Below are 24320 nucleotides of genomic sequence, written 5' to 3'. Positions count from 1 at the left end.
AGATATGATGAATATCGACATAAATTGTGACGTAGGGGAGGGAATAGGCAACGAAGCTCAGCTAATGCCATTGATTTCCTCCTGTAATATTGCTTGTGGTGGCCATGCCGGGGATACAGTCACCATGATGAAAGTGGCCTCATTGGCCAAAGAAAACAAGATTCTCATAGGGGCGCACCCATCTTATCCGGATAGGGAAAATTTTGGGAGAACCAGTATCAAAATTGCCAACGATGAATTAAAAAAATGCATCCAAGCCCAATTGGAAGAATTAGGAACTGTTCTAAAATCCTTGGGGGCAGTGCTGAACCACATAAAACCCCATGGTGCCTTATACAATGATGTAGCCAAGGACAGGAAATTGGCAGCGGTATTTTTGGACTCTATTGAAAAATATAAAAAGGAAGTGTTTCTATATGTGCCGTACCATTCCAAAATAGGGGAGGAAGCCCGGCGCTTAGGGTTTCAAATAAAATATGAGGCGTTTGTAGATCGCAATTATAACGAAGACCTCTCCCTAGTGTCCCGCAAAGACCCTAGGGCCATGATTCAGGATCCCAAGGCCGTTATGGACCATTTACTGATTATGGCTACAAAAGGTTCGGTTTTGACCCTTTCCGGGAGGCTAGTAAAAATCAAAGCGGACACTTACTGTATTCACGGGGATTCTCCAACAACTTTACAAATATTAGCGTATCTTTCAAGACATTTACCAAAGAACCAAATCTTAATAAAGAAGTGAGTAATTTTAACATATCGGTAAGGCAATTTGGTGCCCATGCCATATTGGTGGAGTGGCCAAATAAGGTGGAAGAAACCATATTGAATGAGATTCTTCAGTTCATTCAATACTTAAAGGAGAATCACTTGGATGAAAAGGAGTGGGAGTTTGTACCCGCCTATAATTCACTCACATTGATCTGCAAGGACACTCTTCTCGATTTTGATTATTTTAAACCCAAGATCAAGGAATGGTATGCCATAAAAGGCAAAATTGAACCAGCTACGCGGTATCTCTGGCGATTGCCAGTATGTTATGATTTAAAGTTTGGCTTGGATCTGGAGGAGCTGTCGGAAAAATTGGGCAGATCCATAGCAGATATCACTGCATTACACTCCAAGGGTATCTATACAGTATATGGCATTGGCTTTTTACCTGGATTTATGTACTTGGGCGGTGTGCCAGAGACTCTGGAAGTGCCACGCAAGTCCTCGCCAAGACCCAAGGTACTTATGGGCTCGGTTGGCCTGGCCGGAAAACAAACAGGAATTTATCCGCAGGATTCACCTGGAGGTTGGAATATTATTGGCAAATGTCCCATTCCCATGTTCGATGTAAACAAGGAAAACCCCTGTTTCGTTAAAGTGGGCGATAAAATACAATTTTACCCAATTTCAATGGCGGAGTACCAATTGCACAAAATTGAAAGTGAGGTTGGGATTTATAACATAGAAAAAATAGTGCTCAATGCTTAACATTATAAAATCGGGCTTTTTCACTACTGTACAGGATTCCGGTAGATTTGGCTATAGGGACAAAGGGGTGCCCGTTGCCGGGGCTATGGATTCGTTCACCGCCTCAAAGCTAAATACCTTGTTGGAAAATGAGGAAAACAGCGCCGTCCTCGAAATAACCATGACGGGACCAACCCTGGAATTTGAAGAGGATACCTATATTGTTTTGGGCGGTGCGGAAATGTCGGTTACCCTGAACGATATGGCCGTTGAGCACTACAAAGTCTACAAGGTCAATAGTGGTGATATCCTATCCTATGGCAAGTTATTAAAGGGATTCAGGGCCTATTTGGCAATTAAGGACGGGTTCAAGACTTCCCTGGTGTTGGGAAGCAGGTCTTTCTTTAAACCAATTACCGAACACGATTCCATTAAAAAAATCCCTGCTCTTCCCTATAATAAATATAAAGAGTTCAGTCCCAAAATTACGAAACTCAAAGTAGACTCCGTTTTGGACAAATCACAATTGGAAGTCTTTAAAGGGCCTGAATACAATCTATTGACTGATAAACAGTTGTCCCAAATATTTTACAATGAATTCTCGGTTGCCAACGAGAACAACAGAATGGCATATCAACTCAGTGAGGCTATTGAAGGCAACACTCTATCCATGTTGACTTCCGCCACATTGCCCGGTACAATACAACTTACCCCTGCTGGAAAATTGATCATTTTAATGAAGGATGGTCAGACTACGGGTGGTTATCCAAGAATTTTGCAGTTATCGGACATGGCCATGTCCATTTTAGCACAAAAAAGACCAGGAGACCTTATTCGTTTCAAATTAAAATAGGGGGTGGAAATTTATTTCTTTGTCAATTAAATTTTAATGCCTAATTTTACACTTATGAAAATAAATGGAAGCATAATAAAATTGGTCATTATCGTCCCATAACTGGGATGATACGGATTTCTATTTATTTAAAAAGCCTGTATCAGATATATTTGATACAGGCTTTTTTTTAAAGTTTTGACAAACCAAAAGCTTGGATTTATGTTCTTTTTAAGTGGATAACAAAAGGTTTATCAAAGAATAAAAACCTACTGAATATGATATGGTTTATATGTTTAAACATTTGATTATCAGATATTTAAAATTAAATCATTATAATTGAATTTAAATCAATTATTTATGTTAAAAATCTAAGGGGTTTTAAACTTTTATCTTTGGTAGTCGTAGTTTATATAGGATAGTATTAAAATACAAAGTATACAAATTAATGGAATTAAATAAATTTAGCAAAAACGTTACCCAGGACCCCACACAACCCGCCGCTCAGGCTATGTTATACGCCATAGGATTGGATGAAGAGGATCTAAAAAAACCTTTGATAGGAATTGGAAGTACTGGTTACGAGGGCAATCCTTGTAATATGCATTTGAATGATCTGGCACAAGAAGTAAAACTTGGAACCGAAAAAGGGGGCTTGGTTGGACTCGTGTTCAATACGATAGGTGTAAGTGACGGTATTTCAATGGGTACCTATGGTATGAGATACTCACTTCCATCCAGGGATATCATTGCAGATTCTATGGAAACTGTGGTACAAGCTATGAACTATGATGGTTTGGTAACAGTTGTAGGTTGTGACAAGAACATGCCAGGTGCGCTAATGGCCATGATTAGATTAAACAGACCATCTGTTTTGGTATATGGTGGTACTATTGCCTCTGGTTGTTTCAAGGATAAGAAATTGGATGTAGTTTCTGCCTTTGAGGCATGGGGCGAAAAGGTAGCCGGAACTATGAACGAAGAGGATTATAAAGGAGTCATTCAAAATGCATGTCCCGGAGCGGGCGCCTGCGGCGGTATGTATACTGCCAACACCATGGCCTCTGCCATTGAAGCTTTGGGAATGGCCTTGCCATACAATTCTTCCAACCCCGCTATTGGTAAGGAAAAGAAACAAGATGCCATTAGTGCGGGTTTTGCATTACGACATCTATTGGAAAACGATATTAAGCCCAGCGATATCATAACAAAAAAATCTTTTGAAAATGCTGTGCGCTTACTTACGTTATTGGGAGGTTCCACTAACGCGGTCCTACATTTCCTGGCCATTGCAAAGGCGGCAGATGTTGACTTTACCTTGGATGATTTTCAAAAAATTAGTGACAACACTCCATTCTTGGCAGATTTGAAGCCTAGTGGCAAATATCTAATGGAAGACCTACACCGTGCTGGTGGTACACCGGCAGTTATGAAGTTTATGTTGGAAAATGGTATGCTACACGGAGATTGCTTGACCATAACCGGTAAGACGGTAGCCGAGAACCTTGCAGAGGTTCCTAGCTTAAAAGAAGGGCAACAGATTATTAAACCATTGAGCGCTCCGATCAAGGAATCCGGACACTTGAGAATTTTATACGGAAACCTTGCAATAGACGGTGCGGTAGCCAAGATTACAGGAAAGGAAGGATTGCACTTTACCGGTCCTGCAAAAGTTTTTGATGATGAATTTTTGGCCAATGCCGGTATAGGCAAAGGTTTGGTAAAAAAAGGAGATGTTGTGGTTATTAGGTACGAAGGACCAAAAGGTGGCCCAGGTATGCCGGAAATGTTGAAACCAACCGCTGCTATTATGGGTGCCGGATTAGGGAAGGATGTAGCCTTGATTACGGATGGTCGTTTTTCTGGAGGTACACACGGTTTTGTTGTGGGCCACGTATGCCCTGAAGCACAAGATGGAGGAACTATAGCCCTCCTGAAGGATGGGGATGTCATCACCATTGATGCAGAAAAAAATAGTATTTCTGTGGCATTGTCCGAGGAAGAGATCAAAACGCGTAGGGCAAACTGGGTACAACCACCCCTAAAGGTCAAAAAAGGTAGTTTATACAAATATGCAAAAACGGTGTCATCGGCCTCCCAAGGTTGTGTAACCGATGAATTATAATATTAAGGGTAATAGAGATAAAGCTTTTACCCAAAAAAAATAAAGGGTTTTATACCAAGTATGTTAACCGATTAGGTCTACAATTATGGAAACATTAAAAAAGGAAAAAACAGCATCAACAAAGCAGGCCACGAAGAGGATCAGTGGTGCGGAGGCTATAATCCATTGCCTATTGGCTGAGGGTGTAGACTTGATTTATGGATATCCTGGAGGGGCCATCATGCCGCTGTATGATGAACTATACAAATTTCAGGACAAACTTACCCATATCTTAACAAGACATGAGCAGGGGGCTACCCATGCTGCACAGGGTTACTCTAGAGTAACCGGAAAAGTAGGTGTGGCCGTGGCCACATCGGGACCTGGGGCTACCAATTTAATTACCGGTATTGCAGACGCCCAGATAGACTCGACACCCATGGTCTGCATCACGGGACAGGTAGCGAGACATTTGCTGGGGTCCGACGCTTTTCAGGAAACCGATATTATTGGAATTTCCACACCGGTAACCAAATGGAACTGTCAAGTTACCAAAGCTTCTGAAATTCCTGAGGTTTTGGCCAAAGCGTTCTATATTGCGAAATCTGGTAGGCCAGGACCTGTATTGGTGGATATTACCAAAAATGCACAAATTGATGAGTTCGACTTTTCCTATGAACATTGCAAAGGGGTTCGAAGTTACAACCCTTACCCCAAACCAGATATAAAAGCCATTGAGGAAGCGGCCCATCTGATAAATACGGCCAAAAAGCCTTTTATCGTCTTTGGACAGGGGGTTATTTTAGGACAAGCCGAGGAACAACTAAGGACCTTGGTGGAGAAAGCGGGTATTCCTGCTGCCTGGACCATACTTGGACTTTCGGCCATGGATACAGACCATCCCTTGAATGTTGGAATGGTAGGTATGCACGGTAATTACGGCCCTAATTTATTGACCAATGAATGCGATGTACTCATTGCCATTGGTATGCGCTTTGACGATAGGGTAACAGGAAGTTTGGATACCTATGCCAAACAGGCAAAGATTATCCATTTCGACATAGACCCTGCCGAAATAAACAAAAACGTAAAGGCCGATGTAGCGGTATTGGGCGATTCCAAAGTAACCTTGGATTTATTATTGCCGTTGATCAAAACCAACAAGCATGAAGCTTGGCACAATGAGTTTAAAGAAAAATATAAGATAGAATTTGACCAGATCATCAAAAATGATGTTTATCCTACCAAGGACAAACTCACAATGGCGGAGGTTATAGAGGAAATCAATATAGCCAGTGGCCATAAGGCCATTATAGTATCGGATGTAGGGCAGCACCAAATGATAGCCTGCAGATACGCCAAGTTTAAACAGACCAAAAGTAATGTTACCTCTGGTGGACTGGGAACTATGGGCTTCGCATTACCAGCGGCTATCGGAGCCAAAATGGGAGCTATGGATAGGGAAGTCGTTGCCATTATTGGTGATGGCGGATATCAAATGACCATACAGGAGTTGGGAACTATCTTTCAGAACAAGACCCCTGTAAAAATAGTGGTGCTTAATAATGACCATTTGGGAATGGTCCGCCAGTGGCAGGAACTGTTCTTTGAAAGTAGATATGCCTCCACGGTAATGGTAAATCCCGATTTTGTAAAAATTGCCGAAGGTTACCATATAGAATCAAAGCGCATAAGCGAAAGGAAGGATTTAAAGGCTACCATAAAAGAGATGTTGGCCTCCAAGGATGCTTACTTTTTGGAAGTTAAGGTTGAAAAAGAGGATAATGTTTTTCCTATGATTCCTTCCGGGGCATCAGTATCGGATATACGTTTGAAATAAAATAATTATTAATTAAAATTGCCCATAACTTCATATTTTTAATAGAGGATTGGGATAAGGAGATGGAAAAAAAATGGTTTACAATTTCAGTTTACTCCGAGAACAGCGTAGGACTACTGAACAGAATTTCAGGGATATTTTTAAAACGTCATATAAACATTGAGAGTTTAAATGTTTCTAAATCGGAAATAGAACACGTGTCAAAATTCACCATTGTAGTGTACACTACAGAAGATTGGGTGCGCAATATTGTAGGACAGGTTGAAAAACAAATCGAGGTAATCAAAGCCTTCTACCATACCGATGAAGAAACCATATATCAGGAATCTGCATTGTTTAAAGTGGCTTCCACCTTATTGTTCGATGAACGAAATATTCAAAATATCATTAAGGATAGTAATTCGCAAATTGTTACCGTGTCCAGGGATTTCTTTGTTTTGGCCAAAAGCGGAAGAAGAAATGAAATTGATGACATGTACCAACAATTGAAGCCATACGGCATTATGCAATTTGTACGCTCCGGGCGGATAGCGGTTACCAAATCGGAAATGAAAATTTCATCATTGTTAAAAGAGTTTAATCAATAAATAATCATCCCCGAAGTTAATCGGGACATAAAATCGAGTTTAAAAAATGGCAAATTACTTTAATACGCTATCATTAAGAGAACAACTGACCCAATTGGGAAAATGTAGGTTTATGGAATCTACCGAATTTTCTGATGGTGTATCCGCTCTAAAAGGGAAAAAAATTGTAATCGTTGGCTGTGGAGCCCAAGGTCTTAACCAAGGTTTGAATATGCGCGATTCCGGATTGGATATTTCATATGCCCTAAGGGATGCGGCTATAAAAGAAAAAAGACAGTCTTTTATAAACGCAAGTGAAAATGGCTTTACAGTTGGAACCTACGAGGAACTTATCCCTACCGCCGATGTGGTAATTAATTTAACTCCGGACAAACAACACACCAGTGTGGTTTCCGCGGTTATGCCCCTAATGAAAAAAGGCGCTACCTTATCCTACTCACACGGTTTTAATATTGTGGAGGAAGGAATGCAGATCCGTGAGGATTTAACTGTCATCATGGTGGCACCAAAGTGTCCAGGCTCGGAAGTACGTGAAGAATACAAAAGAGGTTTTGGGGTACCTACCCTAATTGCGGTACACCCTAACAATGACCCCGAAGATAAAGGGTTGGCGCAGGCAAAAGCCTACGCAGTGGCTACCGGAGGACATAAGGCAGGTGTATTGGAGTCATCCTTTGTTGCAGAAGTAAAATCGGACTTAATGGGAGAACAAACTATTCTTTGTGGTTTGTTGCAAACAGGTTCTATACTTTGTTTTGATAAAATGATTGAAAAAGGAATTGACCCGGGATATGCCTCCAAGTTAATTCAATACGGATGGGAAACCATAACAGAGGGTCTAAAATATGGAGGTATTACCCATATGATGGATCGTTTGTCCAACCCTGCGAAAATCAAAGCTTTTGAACTTTCAGAAGAATTAAAGGATATAATGCGCCCACTTTTCCATAAACATATGGACGATATCATGAGTGGCCATTTTTCAAAAACCATGATGGAAGACTGGGCCAATGACGATAAAAATCTATTGACCTGGAGAGCTGCAACGGGAGAGACCGCATTTGAAAAAACCCCTGCAGGATCCGATAAAATTTCTGAACAGGAATTTTATGACCACGGTGTATTAATGGTGGCAATGGTTAGAGCTGGTGTGGAATTGGCATTTGAGTCCATGACCGAATCCGGAATTATTGCCGAATCCGCTTACTATGAATCGCTTCATGAAACTCCATTGATCGCCAATACCATTGCTAGAAAAAAATTGTTCGAAATGAACAGGGTCATATCCGATACGGCCGAATACGGTTGCTATTTGTTTGACCATGCCTGTAAGCCTTTATTGGCCGATTTTATGAAAACCATAGATACCGATGTAATTGGAAGACATTTTGCAGACCAGAAACATTTAAGTGTGGACAACGCAAAACTAATTGCAGTGAACAAGGCCTTACGCGAGCATCCTGTAGAAATTGTAGGAGCTAGGTTGCGCGCATCCATGACGGCTATGAAACCTATAGTTTAATTACAATCAACTAATTATAAGGCCTGCCGAGTTTAATTTACTGGGCAGGTCTTTGTTTATATACCTATTAATGGAAACATATTTCCCCAAAATAAAGGACATCCGAAAGGCTGCCGAAACCATTAGGCAGGTAGCCGATATTACCCCATTGATGCAGAGCATCAGATATTCCAAGGCCTATGATGCCAACATTCTTTTAAAAAGGGAAGATCTACATAGGGTAAGAAGTTATAAAATAAGAGGAGCCTTTAATAAGATCAGTTCCCTTAGTAAAAAAGAAACTGCTAACGGGGTGGTTTGTGCCAGTGCAGGAAACCATGCCCAAGGCGTTGCTTTTGCCTGTAATCACTTAGGAATAAAAGGAACCATTTATATGCCTTCCGTTACACCTAAACAAAAGGTTGAACAAACAAAATTATTTGGAGGGGATTGGGTAACCGTGGTACTGGAGGGGGATACCTTTGATGATTCCTCGGATGCGGCCAAGGCATTCTGTGCCGCTGGGAAAAAGACTTATATCCATCCTTTTGATGACCCCAAAATTATTGAAGGTCAGGCTACGGTCGGTTTGGAAATTTTGGAACAGACCAAGAAACCGATAGATTATATTTTTGTGGCTGTTGGTGGCGGTGGATTGGCCTCCGGACTCTGTGCCGTATTTAAGACATTATCACCACAAACAAAAATCATTGGGGTGGAACCTGAAGGAGCCCCATCCATGAAAACTTCCATGGAAAAGGGAGTTAACACAGAATTGGAACATATAGATAAATTTATTGATGGTGCTGCGGTAAAACGTGTGGGAAACCTCACGTTCAATATATGCAAGGACCATCTTTATGATATGGTAACCGTACCGGAAGGCAAGGTTTGCCAAACCATCTTAGACCTTTATAACAGGGACGCCATAGTTGTGGAACCCGCAGGAGCCCTCACCATTACGGTATTGGACGATTATAAGGAAGAAATAAAAGGGAAAAACGTGGTTTGCATTGTAAGTGGCAGTAACAACGATATTACCCGTACGGCCGAAATAAAGGAACGCGCCTTGCTTTACGGCAAATTAAAACATTATTTTATTATACGCTTTCCCCAAAGACCAGGAGCTCTGAAGGAATTCGTGGTTGATATTTTGGGTCCAACCGATGATATTACCCATTTTGAATATTCAAAAAAATCGAGTCGGGAGAATGCTCCGGCCGTAGTGGGAATCGAATTAAAAAATCCAGAAGATTTGGCTCCGCTTGTAAAACGGATGAAGGAAAACAATTTTTTTGGCGACTACATTAACGATAAACCGGATTTGTTTGAGTATTTGGTTTGATAAAATTTGCGGTATTTTGTGATATTGAAAAATACGAAATCCTTTTCGTGACTTTCCCTCAAATATTCTACCAAATTTATACGGAATTAGAATTATCGTTTTATTAATTTAGTGGTCTGATAGTTAAATTTCAATAGTTTCATTTTTCAAAAAAGAATCAATTATGGGCAAATCGGGCATACCTTCAGAATACAAAATAAACGAGGTTAACCATCAAAGAACTTATCTCATCAATGGCGAATTAAAGGCTTGGGACGGGAAGACCTCTGAGGTGTATTCCACCATATCCAGCACAGAAAAATACGCGCCAACCTTACTGGGAAGCATTCCGGACATGGAGGAAAAGGAAGCTTTGGAAGCCCTGGATGCAGCCCTTACGGCCTACAACAAAGGTAAGGGGATATGGCCCACCATGCGGGTCAAGGAACGCATAGACTGCATGGAGATTTTTGTAAAGAAAATGCAGACCAAAAGGGATGAGATTGTAAAACTTCTGATGTGGGAAATAGGCAAATCGCTTCCTGATTCCCAAAAGGAGTTCGACAGGACGGTAGAGTATATATACGATACCATTGAGGATTACAAGCAACTTGACCGTGATAATGCCAAATTTGAAAAAAATGACGGTGTTTATGCCCATATCCGAAGGGGGCCACTTGGAGTGGTACTTTGTTTAGGCCCCTATAACTATCCTCTAAACGAAACTTTCGCCTTGCTTATTCCTGCCATAATCATGGGGAATACCACCATATTTAAACCTGCAAAACATGGCGTATTATTGATTACACCCTTGCTGGAAGCTTTTCAATCCAGTTTCCCAAAAGGGGTAGTGAATATTGTATTCGGTAGGGGTAGGGCAGTAGCCGCCCCAATAATGAAGACCGGAAAAGTAGATGTTTTGGCCTTGATAGGCAATAGTAAATCGGCAAATGCACTTCAAAACCAACATCCTAAAAGCAACAGACTGCGATTGGTGCTTGGACTGGAAGCCAAAAACCCAGCCATAATACTGCCCGACGCAGATTTGGATTTAACCATAGACGAGTGTATTGCCGGCACCTTGTCCTTCAACGGTCAACGTTGTACCGCACTAAAAATAATCTATGTCCACGAGGATATTGCCCAGGAATTTAATAAGCGGTTTTCCGAAAGGGTCGATGCCTTAAAATTTGGGAACCCTTGGGAAGATGGCGTTAAGTTAACCCCTCTTCCCGAACCTGATAAACCTGCCTATATACAGGAGTTGATAGATGACGCCAGGGAAAAAGGTGCCAAGATTTTGAATAAGAAAGGCGGTACGCATTCCGACAATTACATTTGGCCGGCAATTTTGTATCCGGTTCATAAAGAAATGCGGGTCTATCAGGAAGAACAATTTGGTCCGGTAATTCCCATCGTTACCTTTAAGGATATTGAAGAACCACTAGATGATATGGCCGAATCCAACTATGGACAACAGGTAAGTTTGTTCGGGAAAGATGTATACGCCATAGCTCCGTTAATAGACACCTTGGTGAACTTAGTGTGTAGGGTAAACCTGAACAGTTCTTGCCAACGCGGCCCGGACGTTTATCCATTTACCGGGCGAAAGGACTCGGCCCAAGCAACCCTAAGTGTCTATGATGCATTACGTTCCTTCTCTATAAGAACCTTTGTTGCCTTTAAGGACAATGAACTTAATAATGAAACCGTAGAACAGTTATTGGAGTCCAAATTGTCCAATTTTATTAGTACCGATTATATTCTATAACCCGTAATTCATATTGCACGGATTGTACATCATTGGAATATTCTAAAATCAAGGCCCACCTGACATGTATCGGATGGGCCTTGATTTTTACTTATCTTAATCCTCCCATCCCTATCACTTCCAAAAGGAATGGAAGGACTTTTAATTGAGAAAACCTTTCACTTTTTATGTAATAATTACTGAACATACTTTTGTTGAAGGATGGAGGTCAAGGTTTTGAATAATTCGGTTGGATTAAAAGGCTTGCATATTAGACCATCTATTCCGTATTTCCCTAATTGGTTCTTGGTATCCATTCCCGTAGATGCCGAAAGCGCGTAGATGGGCATTACCTTATTGAGCGGGTTGTTGGACTCCCTAATAGCCTTGCTGGCTTCAAAACCATTCATTACAGGCATTTGAAGGTCCATCAAAATCATATCATAGGTGTTTTCCATAGCCTTATTAAGGGCTATTAATCCATTTTCCGCTATATCAAAATCTACCTGCCACTTGGAGAGAAATTTTTCAATGACCATTATATTTACTTTGTTGTCTTCCGCCACAAGAATTCTAGTCCCTTTTAAATTATCCTGTTCATGAATCGATTTGACATCAAAGGCATTGGCATCCTCTTGATAATCCGTAACCCCACTCCTTTGTAGCTTTAGCTTAAAACTAAAGGTGGATCCTTTGCCAACTTGGCTCTCCAGTTTTAAATCGCTGTCCATGATTTCCAACAATCGTTTACAGATGGCCAGTCCCAAGCCGGTACCACCATATTTTCTTGTCGTATCTGAATTGGCTTGGGCAAATGAAAGAAATATTTTATCCTTTTTATCCTCAGGGATTCCAATGCCCGTATCGGAAATCACAAATTCCACAAGGTAGGAATCCCCTTCCACCCCCAACACTTCAATATCTACCATTACTTTACCTTCCTCTGTAAACTTAATAGCGTTGCTTACCAGATTGGTCAGAATTTGCGACAGTCTAGTACTGTCCCCTATAAACATTTTCGGGAGGGAGGTATCTTTTTTTACAAGCAACCGAATGTCCTTTTCTTTTGCCGAATTGTGGAATATGCTCTGTAAACCATTAAGAACCTGATTTAAATTAAAATCCCTATTTTCCAATTCCAATTGTCCGGAGGCAATTTTGTTGAAATCCAAAATATCGTTCACCAAACACAATAAATGCTCCGAGGAGTGCTTTAAAGTGCTTAGGTTTTCCATCTGCTCCATTTTTGGATTTTCCAGTATTAGCAAGTGGCTTATACCAATGACCGCGTTCAATGGCGTCCTAATCTCATGGGACATAGTCGTTAAAAATTCGTCCTTGGCCTTATTGGCCATAGATTCCTTTTCCTTGGCCTCGATCAGGGCCAATTCGGTTTCCTTTATTTTGCTTATATCCACTATAGCACCAATATATCCTTCAATTTTTCCATCTTCGGACATAATTACCTTCAAGGAAAAATCCAGCCACTTATATTCTCCGGTAATAATTTGGGACTTAAATGATTTGCTTATAGTACTAAAATTATGGGTCTTTAAATCTATAAGATCCTTAAAATCATTCCCCTTGTCGTCCTTCAAAAATTGGTAGTAGGGTTTTCCTAAACAATCCTTGACCATATAACCAGTCAACTTTCTCCAAGCCGGATTCAAATAGGACCAATTCCCATTCAAGTCCATTTCAAAAATTACATCCTTTATGTTTCCAGCCACTTTGGACAATTGCCCAGAAATGGATTCCACACTGTTTTTCAACTGTTGGTTGGCCTGAAACAATTCCTGTGAACTTATTTCCAAAACATTCTCCACCTGTTCCATATCACGATCATATGCCATATATGCGTCGTTCACTAGACGCAATAGAGGGGTAATAAGATCTAGGGTGCCATCGTCCAAATCTATCTTTTTCAACTGTCTTTTGAGTAATCTGTGATAATTATTGCTCATTCGGAAAATGTTGTTATCGTCATAGTTTGATTGTGCAAGGTGCAGGGCGAAAACTTATCAAAGGGAGCAATTTCCCCGTATGAATAGAAACCAGTGGTATAAATTTTATCTCCAAACACCTCATTTACAGCTTCTACCTCTTCCTCCACCAACTGTTTCATAACCAATCTCCTCCCTACACAGCTTATCAGGAAAGCCAGTTGATGTTGGTCTTTTGTACTGTTCTTGGCTATTACCGCCGATTGTTCCGCTCCTCCTATAATTCGATCAATATTGGCTTTCATCAATCTTACATAGGAACCTTGAGGAATATTTCCAGCAAAAGTGAGGCTACCTTTTTTTTCATCAATGGACAAAATTGTCCTGACTACTGGTATTTGATTATCCTCATCCCTCATACTCAAAGGGAATAATAGCCCCGAACCGGGCAAATCCTTCGCCAACTCTCCCAAAAATGATTTATACAGATCCAATGCCGGTTGACCGTCCAATTCATAGAGCACATTATCCGTAGATTTTGTCACCAATCTTTCAATACCAAAACTATCCCACCCTCCTTTGGATGCAAATCCTATGCTTAGTTCCGAGCTATATAGACCTAGGGCAACAATTTTTTTGGATGCCACTTGGTTCCCGGATATGACAAATGTATTCTCAAAGTTTGAACAATCACCAGCCAAACCACCAGTGATACTTACAGACTTATCCAAATCCCGGTGCAACCCCTTTACCAATTCTGCTCCATTTACGATTAGCCCATCACTTAAAACGAAGATATGCCTTAAGTCAGGCCCTTTTAATTTTCCGCTTATAGCTTTCCCTGCCTCAAAACTATCAAGGTTGCATGAAACCAGATCAACTTCCTCTATTCTAAGTTTGGTCTTTTCAAACTTAACGGCTGTTAAGGCAATGGTTGAATCCATTACCTCATTTCCCAATATTTCCCCAGCAGTGGAACATCCTATTAGATTGGCATTTTCAAATTTGTCTGCCAGTTTGGATACAAACTCTTCCGTACCTATAAAGGTGGGGGATGCGAAGAGGAAAAATACATCAGGAATAAAATCCAAATCCATTTTATCTAAATCTTCTAGATGAAGTATTTTGTGCTGATATATTTTCATGCTAAAAATTTTGTAGGAAAAAACTTCCTAAACATATGCTATCAACGTTCAATATTCCTAAATCGTATAGATTTTGATGTTTCATGGGCCATACCACAGGGTTTAAGGCATTTTTCCATCCAGTAATATAAACTGCCGAACCTTTTCCAGTAGACGATGGTGCCCTCTGACTGTCGTTGTTGCAACATTTAGATTAAAAAAATGGTAAATGGGTCGTACCCCTCAACTATTAAATTTTTCCCAACAGACTTAAAAACTACCATAAACACTTATTATTTGGGTAAAGAGTATTAATTTTGCCGCTTTTTTATAGGATATAATTGAATATAAATAGGATAATTCTCCATAGCGGTAAGAAATTGCCTTGTAGTAATATTGTACCTGTATTAATGACTTAAATGTTAGTATTATGAGTATGGAGAAATCGAACAAAAAAGCGCTACTTGCCCTAGGGGTAGGAGGCTTTGGTATAGGTATGACCGAGTTTGTAATAATGGGGATTCTACCAGACGTGGCCAATTCCCTGCAAATAAGTATACCTCAAGCCGGACATTTTATTTCGGCCTATGCTTTGGGAGTGGTAGTGGGGGCACCCACCTTGACCGCTATGAGCGGAAAGTGGCCTGCACATAAAGTGTTGATGTATTTAATGATATGGTTTACGGTTTTCAACACCCTTTCGGCATTTTCAACCAACTATGTCACTTTAATGATTACCAGATTCCTATCAGGTTTGCCACATGGAGCATTTTTTGGAATTGGTGCGGTAGTTGCGGGAAAATTGGCGAAAGAAGGAAAAGCGGCCCAGGCCATTGCCACCATGTTTGCCGGACTAACCATAGCCAATGTAATTGGAGTGCCCATAGGTACCTATCTGGGTCACCACTATAATTGGAACCTTTCTTTTCTTTTGGTGGGTATTGTAGGTGTAATTGCACTGCTTAGCATCTATTTTTGGATGCCAAAAATGGAAAAATCATCTTCCGAAGGATTTATAAAGGATTTGAAGGTTTTTAAAAGAGTGGAAATCTGGATGCTAATATTGCTTACCACCATTGGTACTGGAGGATTCTTTGCTTGGTACAGTTATATAGCCCCCTTATTGACCAATGTTTCGGGGCATTCTGAAAACATGGTAGGTTATGCCATGATCTTGGCGGGTGTTGGAATGGTGTTCGGTAATTTTATTGGCGCTAAAATGGCAGAAATATTTAGTCCGTTAAAAGCTGTAATCATCAGTTTATCGCTAATGGTAATGGTACTACTAATCAACTACTTGGTCGCAGCAAACCCAGTGGCCATATTAATATTAACGTTCATAATTGGAATCGTCTCCTTTATGGTGGGAACCCCAATTCAATTGGCTATTATAAAGGCATCAAAGGGGTCTGAGATGCTGGGGTCTTCCATGAACCAGAGCGCCTTCAATATGGGCAACGCCTCTGGAGCCTTCTTTGCCGGGTTACCCATAGCCTTAGGGTACGGTTTTACATCGGCAAGTCTTGTAGGGGCATTAATGGCAGGAACAGGTATAGCCATTGCTGTATTGATAATTGTGTTCTCTAAAAGTAGATCGGTCAGTACTAAAAGAAAAATGGCATTCAATTCTTAAACATATTATCCAACATTCTTTGGAAACAAAAAAGCGGGCATCCAATTCAGTTTGGATGCCCGCTTTTTATATATTCCTGCCTGCGCGGAAATAATAGTCATATTAAATGTGCGATGCCAACCAATCGCCAATTTCACTGGTCTTATAGGCTTTTCCACCTTCAGCAAGATCTTCTGAAACCACTCCTTCGGCCAGCGATTTGTTTACGACATCACGTATGGCCTGCGCCTCTTCCTTCAAGTCGAAATCTTCGAACATCATGGCAGCAGAAAGTACGGTAGCCAACGGATTTGCAATATCCTTTCCTGCTGCTTGTGGATAGGATCCGTGAATTGGTTCGTACAATCTAGTTTTGGTTCCTACGGAAGCCGATGGCATTAATCCCATAGAACCGGAAATTACCGAAGCCTCATCCGTTAAAATATCTCCAAAGAGATTTTCAGTTATTATTACATCATATCCTTTTGGCCATTGCACCAATCTCATGGCCACTGCATCGACAAACTCATAGGAAACAGTTACTTCTGGGTAATCCTTTTCCATTGCCTGTACCGTTTCTCTCCACAATCTGGAGGATTCCAACACGTTGGCCTTATCTACACAACAAAGCTTTTTAGATCTGGCCATTGCCATTTCAAAACCTTTTTTGGCCAAACGCTGAATTTCCGCACGGGTATAGGTCATAGTGTCAAAGGCCGTATTCCCGTTATCCTTTCTTCCACGTTCTCCAAAATACACTCCACCCGTTAATTCTCTTAGAATAATTAAATCCGTACCTTCTATTCGCTCCCGTTTCAAAGGGGATTTGTCTATCAGCGAAGGAAATGTAAAAGTAGGCCTAACGTTGGCGAACAAGCCCAATTTTTGTCTCATTTTCAACAACCCCTGTTCTGGACGTACCTTGGCAGAAGGATCATTGTCAAATCTTGGATGCCCAATAGCGCCAAATAATACAGCATCCGCAGCTTCACAAACCGCATGGGTCTCATCCGGGTAAGGCTCTCCAACCGCATCAATTGCCGCTGCACCGGTAAGGGCCGGTGTCCAGCTTATCTCATGATTGTATTTCTTGGCAATGGCATTGGACACTTTTACTGCTTGGTCAATTACTTCAGGACCTATTCCATCTCCTGCTAAAAGGGCAATTTTTAAATTCATTTATTCTTGCTTTTCGCCATTCGTGCTACGCCTGGCATGGTTATAATTGTTTATATATTCCTAAATAATATTCAACATTTTTTCAGTCGCTTTTATGGCCGAAACGGTTTGATCGGAGTCCAACCCCCTGGATATAAATTCCTTACCATCCCTTTTCCAGGTAATAATGGTTTCACAGAGCGCATCGGAATTGCTTCCTGGCGGTATGCGAACCGCATAATCGACCAAGGTGGGCAATTCCATTTTTTTGGATTTATAAACTTTTCTCAAGGCATTCATAAAAGCATCGTATTGTCCGTCGCCCTGGGCATGTTCCTCTATAAGTTCTCCATTAATTTCAAGGGCTAGGGTAGTGGAAGGCTTTAAACCTTTGGAATGGGTTAGAACATACGATTTAACAAAAACTTTTTGTTGATAGGTATCGCTATCCAATACATCGGAAATAATATAGGGCAGATCCTCCTTGGTAACCTTTTCCTTTTTATCCCCCAATTCAATAATACGGGCAGTAACCTTTCTTAATTCATCATCGTTAAGCGTTAATCCAAGCTCCTGTAAGTTCTTTTGAATATTGGCCTTACCCGAGGTTTTACCTAAGGCATATTTACGTTTTCTACCAAATCTCTCCGGCATTAAATCGTTAAAATACAAATTCTTTTTACTATCCCCATCTGCGTGGATTCCTGCAGTTTGAGTAAAAACATTATCACCTACTATTGGCTTATTGGCAGGAATTCCAAATCCGGTAAAGGCAGATACCAACTTGCTCACCTTGTAAAGGGAAGATTCGTTAACGGCCACCTCTATTTCGGGCATAAAATCGTTGATCACCGCTATGGCACTTGCCATGGGGGCGTTACCGGCCCTTTCACCCATTCCATTTACGGTTAAATGAAGTCCATGGCAACCCGCTTTTATGGCCTCCATAACATTGGAAACACTTAAATCATAATCATTGTGCCCATGAAAATCAAAATGCATTGTGGGGTAGCGCTCTACTATTTCCGATATATAATTGTATGTCTCGGAATAGGTCAGAATTCCCAAAGTGTCGGGCAACAAGACCCTTTTAATAGGTAATGCGGACAGGAAGTCTATAAACTGGAACACGTATTCCTTCGAATTTCGCATCCCATTGCTCCAGTCTTCCAAATATACATTGGTAGAAATACCTTCCTTGGCAGCCTCGGCGATGGTATTTTCTATTTCCCTAAAATGTTGTTGTGGCGTTTTTTTAAGTTGGTGCGTTAGGTGGTTCATAGAACCTTTTGTTAAAAGGTTTTGGACCTTGGCACCGGATTTTTTCATCCAATCAATGGAAACGCCCCCATCCACAAAGGTCAACACCTCAACGCGGTCCATATACCCCTTGGTATTGGCCCATTCGGTAATCTGTTGTACCGCCGAAAGTTCTCCCTCCGATACACGCGCAGAAGCCACTTCAATTCTATCCACATTCAACTCATCCAATAACAACTTGGCCAAAGTTAGTTTCTCGGATGCTGAAAAAGACACCCCGGAGGTCTGTTCCCCATCCCGAAGGGTGGTGTCCATTATTTCAATTATTCTTCGTTTCATTTATGCAGAACTAGTAACGGTATCTCTAATGCCCAATAACTTAAAAACAGTAAAATTCCTTAGTGCAATATGAAGACAAAAGGGATTTTCTCCAATCAACATTTGGGTACATTTACTACAACCCAATATTTTACAATGGAGTATCTTCGGCAAATGCCCTAATATTCTCCTTGATATTCAAAAGGTAATCAATATCATCAAAGCCGTTAAGCATATTATCCTTTTTGTAATGATTGATATCAAAACTTTCGGATTCGCCCGTAGTTGTCAACGTAATGGTCTGTTCCGGTAAATTAACCACCAATTCCGTTTTGGGATCTGCATAGATTGCCTCAAATATTTTTTCCAAAAACGGAGCACTGACCTGTACGGGCAACACACCGATGTTTAAACAGTTATTCTTAAAAATATCTGCAAAAAAACTGGATACCACGCATCTAAATCCGTAATCGTATACCGCCCAGGCGGCATGTTCCCTGGAAGAACCAGATCCAAAGTTTTTGCCCCCTACCAAAATTTTGCCACTAAAGGTAGGATTGTTCAGTACAAAATCCTCTTTTGGACTATTATCCGGATTGTAGCGCCAGTCCCTGAACAAATTGTCTCCAAAACCCTTACGCTCTGTCGCCTTAAGGAAACGCGCCGGAATTATTTGATCTGTATCCACATTTTCAATGGGAAGCGGAACCGCTGTTGTTTTTAAAATATCAAATTTATCGTATGCCATCTTATTTAGACTTATGTGTTCAACGCCCGGCGTCAAACGAAAATTAAACTTTTTTTATCACAAAATTATTTTGACCACAACAAAACCCTCCAGAGGCCATTTCCTAAAACTAACGTACCAATACTATGTGGTTGGTCCGGATTATTATAGGTTTTGCCAAAAGTGCAATTATATTTTAAACCAATTCCTCCTGCATCAACTCCCTTGGATCGGTAACCTTACCCGTCACGGCCGCTGCAGCTGCCACCAACGGACTTGCCAAAAGCGTTCTGGACCCAGGTCCTTGTCTTCCTTCAAAATTTCTATTCGAGGTACTAACGGCATATTTTCCGGCAGGAACCTTATCATCGTTCATGGCCAAACATGCAGAGCATCCAGGCTCGCGTAATTCAAAACCGGCGGCGTTCAAAATATCCAAAATTCCTTCCTCCTTAATAGCGGATTCCACCTTATGGGAACCGGGAACCAACCAAGCCGTTACATTATCGGCTTTTTTTCTACCCTTCACTATGGAAGCAAAGGCTCTAAAGTCTTCAATACGCCCATTGGTACAACTCCCCAAGAACACAAAATCGATTGGCTTTCCAATCATATTATCGCCCTCATGGAAGGCCATATAATGAAGTGATTTTTTATATGTGGCAACACCACCCTCCAAAGATTCTGCCTTTGGAATACCATTGGAAATTCCGATACCCATTCCTGGATTGGTCCCGTAGGTAATCATAGGTTCTATATCGGCAGCATCAAAAGTTATTTCTTTATCAAAGCTTGCACCCTCATCCGTTTTAAGGGTTTTCCAATATTCCATGGCCTTGTCCCAATCGGCACCAACAGGGGTAAACTCACGTCCTTTGATATATTCAAAGGTTTTTTCATCCGGGGCAATCATCCCACCACGGGCACCCATTTCTATACTTAGGTTACAAACGGTCATCCTGCCCTCCATGGTCATGTTCCTAAAAACATCCCCTGCATACTCCACAAAGTATCCAGTTGCACCTGAGGTAGTTAATTTGGAGATAATATAGAGGGCCACATCTTTGGGAGTAACGCCCAAACTAAGTTTTCCATTAACATTTATACGCATAGATTTGGCTTTCTGCTGCATAATACATTGGGTAGCCAATACCATTTCCACTTCCGAGGTTCCAATGCCAAATGCAATTGCTCCAAATGCCCCATGGGTAGATGTATGGGAATCACCACATACAATGGTAGCCCCAGGTTGGGTAATCCCGTATTCCGGACCTACTACGTGCACAATACCATTTTTTTCATGCCCTAATCCCCAATAGGAAATACCGTGAGCCTTGGAGTTTTCCTCCAACGCTTTTAACTGGTTGGCCGAAAGCGGATCCTTAACCGGTAAGTGTTGGTTAATGGTAGGTGTATTATGATCCGCAGTGGCGAAAGTGCGCCCTGGATACATTACTGGAATACCCCTACTTTTTAAACCTAAAAATGCCACCGGACTGGTAACTTCATGAACCATATGACGGTCTATGAACAATACATCCGGCCCATTTTCAATCTTATGAACAACATGGGAATCCCACACTTTATCAAATAACGTTTTCTTCATTTTATAGGGTTATGATTTATGATCTTAGATTTAATATTCGTACAGTGGCCCATTGCCTACTTTTTTACTAGCATGCAAAATTAAGACTATCTTGTAAATCACTGAAATTAATATAGGAATAATTACGATGTTCAACATAAAAGTTAGTGAATGTTTGGAATATAACCAGTACTTTTTTACGAAACGGCCTTTAGCCGATCATCACCTATTTGGGAATATTATTCCTGGGGAGGGGCTAAAGCAGAAATAGCCACAATTATCACTAATAACAAAGGCGGACAAAACTAGTTCATCCACCTTTTAAAACCTCTTCATCAGAAGCTATATTAAATTACTTGGCTGCTTTGTCCACCTTAAGACGGGCATCCCTATTGGCTATTTCCCAAGCGGTATGAAAAACCAGTCTGGTTCTATTTTGCAAGAGGTCATAATTTATTTTGTCCGGTGTATCCCCAGGTTGGTGATAGTCGGCGTGGGTTCCATTAAAATAGAATATGATGGGAATATTATTTTTAGCGAAATTATAGTGGTCACTTCTATAATAGAAACGGTTGGGATCATTTTCATCATTATAAGTGTAATCCAGTTCAATATTCATATATTTTTTATTGACCTCTTCGGATAGCTCATGAAGTTCCGTACTCAACTTATCGGAACCAATTAAATAAATATAATTCCTTTCTCCCGTGCGCTTTGGGTCTATTCTCCCTATCATATCAATATTTAAATCGGCTACTGTTTGGGACAATGGAAAAATAGGGTCGTGGTCCGCGTAATATTTTGAACCCAAAAGACCTTTTTCCTCTCCGGTCACATGTAGAAAAACAACAGATCTTTTTGGGCCGTGACCCGCATCGGCTGCTTTCTTAAAAGCTTCGGCAATCTCTAAAAGACCAACGGTACCCGAGCCATCATCGTCAGCGCCATTAAAAATCTCTCCCTCCTTATTTACCCCAACATGATCAAGATGTGCTGAAATAATAACATACTCATCGGGTTTTTCCGTACCTTTAATTACGGCCACTACATTCTCCGATTCCACGTCCTGACTGTCACTATCAATATTCAGAACCAATTTGGTGGGAACGTTTTTAGAAGTATTTTCGGATTCGATATTAGGGAGAAGCGCATTTGCCACAAGGGCATCGATAAAAAAGCTAAAAAAATCATTTTGCACCTCATCCTTCAAGCCCATGCTTCCGCTATCTTTGTTCTGCATAAAATTAAACCTGTTTTTAAAGCGACCATAGTTGTCCTCGTCAAAATACATTATCCCAATTGCACCTTTACTCGAGGCCAATTCCATTCTTTTGCCTATGGATTCGGACATATTGCTCCAAACGGACTTTTCATTGGTGCCTGACAGCCTATAGGTTCCATCGGCGTTCATAGGTTCCCCTGCTTTCAGCAAAACTATTTTCCCCTTAACATCCATGCCTGCATAATCCGAGTAATCCCCCTCCTCAATGCCATGGTTTACATATACTATATTATCATAGCTACCCGTGGCAGCTGTAAATGTCAACAAACCTTCTCCATTTTGGTATTCCTTCCCATTAATGGAAACAGTCCCCTTGGGCAGCTTACTAATGACCAAAGGAACATTTTGAAAGTAATTCCCATCGGACTGGGCAGCAGGAATACCTAGTTCTACATAGTTATCCTTGAGATATTCAACCGCCAATTTCTGTCCTGGCTCTCCGGTGTCCCTACCTTCAAATTCATCCGAAGCATATATATAGAGATGCTCCTTTAATTCGGCTTCTGTAATGGATTCCGCGTAAACCTGGGGGTCAACCGTGGTCTTTACCGGTTCAATTTGTTGGGAAATGGTTTTTTGCGATGAGTTGCAGGCCAACGAAAGTCCTAATGCAACAAACAGTATCTTTTTCATTCAGCTATTTTTAATTAATTCAGAATTTTCCAAAAATAAGGAAATCTTAAAGAAAGAATCTTAGTATTTTTATAAAACTGTTTGGACTATGAAACTTGACCTTATTTAAGTGGTACAAATCCTTAAAAGTTAGAAAAATGAACAAGTTCGATTAAATTCCCATTGTTTAGGATTGGGTAAGGTTCGCATTATTTTTTAACACGTTATTTCCAAAAAGAAGCCACAACAAGTTAATATTATCTCAATTTCGGCTAATATTCCCCTATTAAGAGGCTAATTGTTGTATTAATTTTGTAGTTCATTAAAAAATCTTTGTTATGCAAATAAATTGGGAAGGCGTAATGCCTGCAGTTACTACAAAATTCACTAAAGAGGATACTCTAGACCTAAAAATGTTCGAACTCAATATTCAGGCACAGCTGGAAGCTGGGGTCAGTGCTATTATCCTGGGCGGTACACTTGGGGAAGCCAGTACCTTGACCGATGAAGAGAAAAAGATTTTAATACAAGAGACAGTAAGAATTGTCAATGATAAAATCCCAGTAATCATAAACATAGCGGAACAAACCACCAAAGGTGCCATTGAAGCCGCATATAAAGCTAAAAAATATGGGGCCAGCGGTTTAATGATGCTTCCTCCTATGCGTTACAAGGCGAATGACTTTGAAACGGTTACCTACTTTAAGGCAGTGGCCATGAGTACAGATTTGCCAATAATGATATACAACAATCCTGTAGATTACGGAATAGAGGTAACTTTGGATATGTTCGAAGAATTATTGACCATGCCGAACATACAGGCCGTAAAGGAATCTACCCGGGATATCTCCAACATTACCCGGATTAAAAATAGATTTGGCGACCGTTTGAAGGTGTTTACAGGGGTTGACACTTTAGGATTGGAAAGTGTTCTAATGGGTGCAGATGGCTGGGTTGCTGGTCTGGTCTGTGCTTTTCCTGCAGAAACCGTAGCTATATATAGCTTGGCAAAAACCGGGAGAATTCAAGAAGCCCTAGCTATTTACAGGTGGTTTTTACCTTTATTAGAACTGGATATCAACCCCCAGTTGGTACAAAACATTAAATTGGCAGAAGTGGCTACCGGCATAGGAACGGAACAAGTAAGAGCTCCTAGATTACCTCTTCAGGGAGAGGAAAGAAAAAGGGTGTTGGGAATTATTGAAGAAGGAATGAAGACTAGGCCGACCCTTCCTGATTATAAATCGGAATTGGTTTAAACCAATAATACTTTTAATACCCTCCTAAAAGTATTACTTTAGTCAAG

General features: G+C 40.8%; 18 protein-coding genes. 11 read left to right on the top strand and 7 right to left on the bottom strand.

Features of this window, described 5'->3' with window-relative positions:
• Positions 1-4 precede the first annotated feature (4 nt).
• The 9 genes from pxpA to C7972_RS06355 all read left to right on the top strand — a co-directional run bounded on the left by pxpA (position 5) and on the right by C7972_RS06355 (position 11414).
• Entirely contained in the window at positions 5-742 is a 738-nt protein-coding gene (gene pxpA / locus C7972_RS06395) for a 5-oxoprolinase subunit PxpA (RefSeq protein ID WP_309148915.1), read from the top strand.
• Positions 739-1476, top strand: a complete 738-nt coding sequence (gene pxpB, locus C7972_RS06390) for a 5-oxoprolinase subunit PxpB (protein WP_110355385.1) — start codon at positions 739-741, stop codon at positions 1474-1476. The genes pxpA and pxpB overlap by 4 nt, the downstream gene beginning before the upstream one ends.
• Positions 1469-2308 carry a biotin-dependent carboxyltransferase family protein gene (locus C7972_RS06385; protein WP_110355384.1) on the top strand — a complete coding sequence of 280 codons (840 nt, stop codon included), beginning with the start codon at positions 1469-1471 and terminating at the stop codon, positions 2306-2308. Before pxpB ends, C7972_RS06385 begins: the two co-directional genes overlap by 8 nt.
• Before the next feature lie 427 nt (positions 2309-2735).
• Positions 2736-4412, top strand: coding sequence for a dihydroxy-acid dehydratase (gene ilvD, locus C7972_RS06380; protein ID WP_110355383.1), 1677 nt, complete (start codon positions 2736-2738; stop codon positions 4410-4412).
• 85 nt (positions 4413-4497) lie between these two features.
• Positions 4498-6231 carry a biosynthetic-type acetolactate synthase large subunit gene (gene ilvB, locus C7972_RS06375; RefSeq protein ID WP_110355382.1) on the top strand — a complete coding sequence of 578 codons (1734 nt, stop codon included), beginning with the start codon at positions 4498-4500 and terminating at the stop codon, positions 6229-6231.
• A 62-nt stretch (positions 6232-6293) separates the two neighbouring features.
• Positions 6294-6818: an acetolactate synthase small subunit gene (gene ilvN, locus C7972_RS06370; RefSeq protein ID WP_110355381.1), complete on the top strand. Its 525-nt coding sequence runs from the start codon at positions 6294-6296 to the stop codon at positions 6816-6818.
• Between the two features lie 46 nt (positions 6819-6864).
• Positions 6865-8340 (top strand): ketol-acid reductoisomerase, encoded by a 1476-nt coding sequence (gene ilvC / locus C7972_RS06365; protein ID WP_110355380.1) that lies wholly within the window; start codon positions 6865-6867, stop codon positions 8338-8340.
• A gap of 70 nt (positions 8341-8410) precedes the next feature.
• Entirely contained in the window at positions 8411-9664 is a 1254-nt protein-coding gene (ilvA, locus tag C7972_RS06360; protein ID WP_110355379.1) for a threonine ammonia-lyase IlvA, read from the top strand.
• Between the two features lie 163 nt (positions 9665-9827).
• Positions 9828-11414 carry an NADP-dependent glyceraldehyde-3-phosphate dehydrogenase gene (locus C7972_RS06355; protein WP_110355378.1) on the top strand — a complete coding sequence of 529 codons (1587 nt, stop codon included), beginning with the start codon at positions 9828-9830 and terminating at the stop codon, positions 11412-11414.
• Between the two features lie 176 nt (positions 11415-11590).
• Here the strand turns inward: C7972_RS06355 and C7972_RS06350 are convergent, their stop codons facing one another.
• Together C7972_RS06350 and C7972_RS06345 are read right to left on the bottom strand one after the other, a co-directional pair.
• Positions 11591-13357, bottom strand: a complete 1767-nt coding sequence (locus tag C7972_RS06350) for an ATP-binding protein (RefSeq protein ID WP_110355377.1) — start codon at positions 13355-13357, stop codon at positions 11591-11593.
• Positions 13354-14481: an FIST signal transduction protein gene (locus C7972_RS06345; protein ID WP_110355376.1), complete on the bottom strand. Its 1128-nt coding sequence runs from the start codon at positions 14479-14481 to the stop codon at positions 13354-13356. The genes C7972_RS06350 and C7972_RS06345 overlap by 4 nt, the downstream gene beginning before the upstream one ends.
• 415 nt (positions 14482-14896) lie before the next feature.
• Between C7972_RS06345 and C7972_RS06340 the strand changes: the two genes are divergently transcribed.
• Positions 14897-16093 carry an MFS transporter gene (locus C7972_RS06340; RefSeq protein ID WP_110355506.1) on the top strand — a complete coding sequence of 399 codons (1197 nt, stop codon included), beginning with the start codon at positions 14897-14899 and terminating at the stop codon, positions 16091-16093.
• A gap of 102 nt (positions 16094-16195) precedes the next feature.
• Here C7972_RS06340 and leuB read toward each other — a convergent pair whose 3' ends face one another.
• The 5 genes from leuB to C7972_RS06315 form a co-directional block, all read right to left on the bottom strand.
• Positions 16196-17251: a 3-isopropylmalate dehydrogenase gene (leuB, locus tag C7972_RS06335; RefSeq protein ID WP_110355375.1), complete on the bottom strand. Its 1056-nt coding sequence runs from the start codon at positions 17249-17251 to the stop codon at positions 16196-16198.
• A 60-nt stretch (positions 17252-17311) separates the two neighbouring features.
• Complete coding sequence (locus tag C7972_RS06330) at positions 17312-18829, bottom strand: alpha-isopropylmalate synthase regulatory domain-containing protein (RefSeq protein ID WP_110355374.1); 1518 nt, start codon at positions 18827-18829, stop codon at positions 17312-17314.
• Positions 18830-18959: 130 nt separating this feature from the next.
• Positions 18960-19556: a 3-isopropylmalate dehydratase small subunit gene (leuD, locus tag C7972_RS06325; protein WP_110355373.1), complete on the bottom strand. Its 597-nt coding sequence runs from the start codon at positions 19554-19556 to the stop codon at positions 18960-18962.
• Positions 19557-19731: 175 nt separating this feature from the next.
• Positions 19732-21141, bottom strand: coding sequence for a 3-isopropylmalate dehydratase large subunit (gene leuC, locus C7972_RS06320; RefSeq protein WP_110355372.1), 1410 nt, complete (start codon positions 21139-21141; stop codon positions 19732-19734).
• 331 nt (positions 21142-21472) lie between these two features.
• Positions 21473-23035: a M28 family peptidase gene (locus tag C7972_RS06315; protein ID WP_110355371.1), complete on the bottom strand. Its 1563-nt coding sequence runs from the start codon at positions 23033-23035 to the stop codon at positions 21473-21475.
• Positions 23036-23352: 317 nt separating this feature from the next.
• Here C7972_RS06315 and C7972_RS06310 point away from each other — a divergent pair, with 317 nt between their 5' ends.
• Complete coding sequence (locus tag C7972_RS06310) at positions 23353-24273, top strand: dihydrodipicolinate synthase family protein (RefSeq protein WP_110355370.1); 921 nt, start codon at positions 23353-23355, stop codon at positions 24271-24273.
• Positions 24274-24320: the final 47 nt, after the last annotated feature.

This window comes from Arenibacter sp. ARW7G5Y1, from assembly GCF_003201775.1.
Taxonomy (GTDB): domain Bacteria; phylum Bacteroidota; class Bacteroidia; order Flavobacteriales; family Flavobacteriaceae; genus Arenibacter.
Note: the sequence above shows the minus strand (reverse complement) of the source record. Positions and strands in the feature narration are given on the sequence as shown.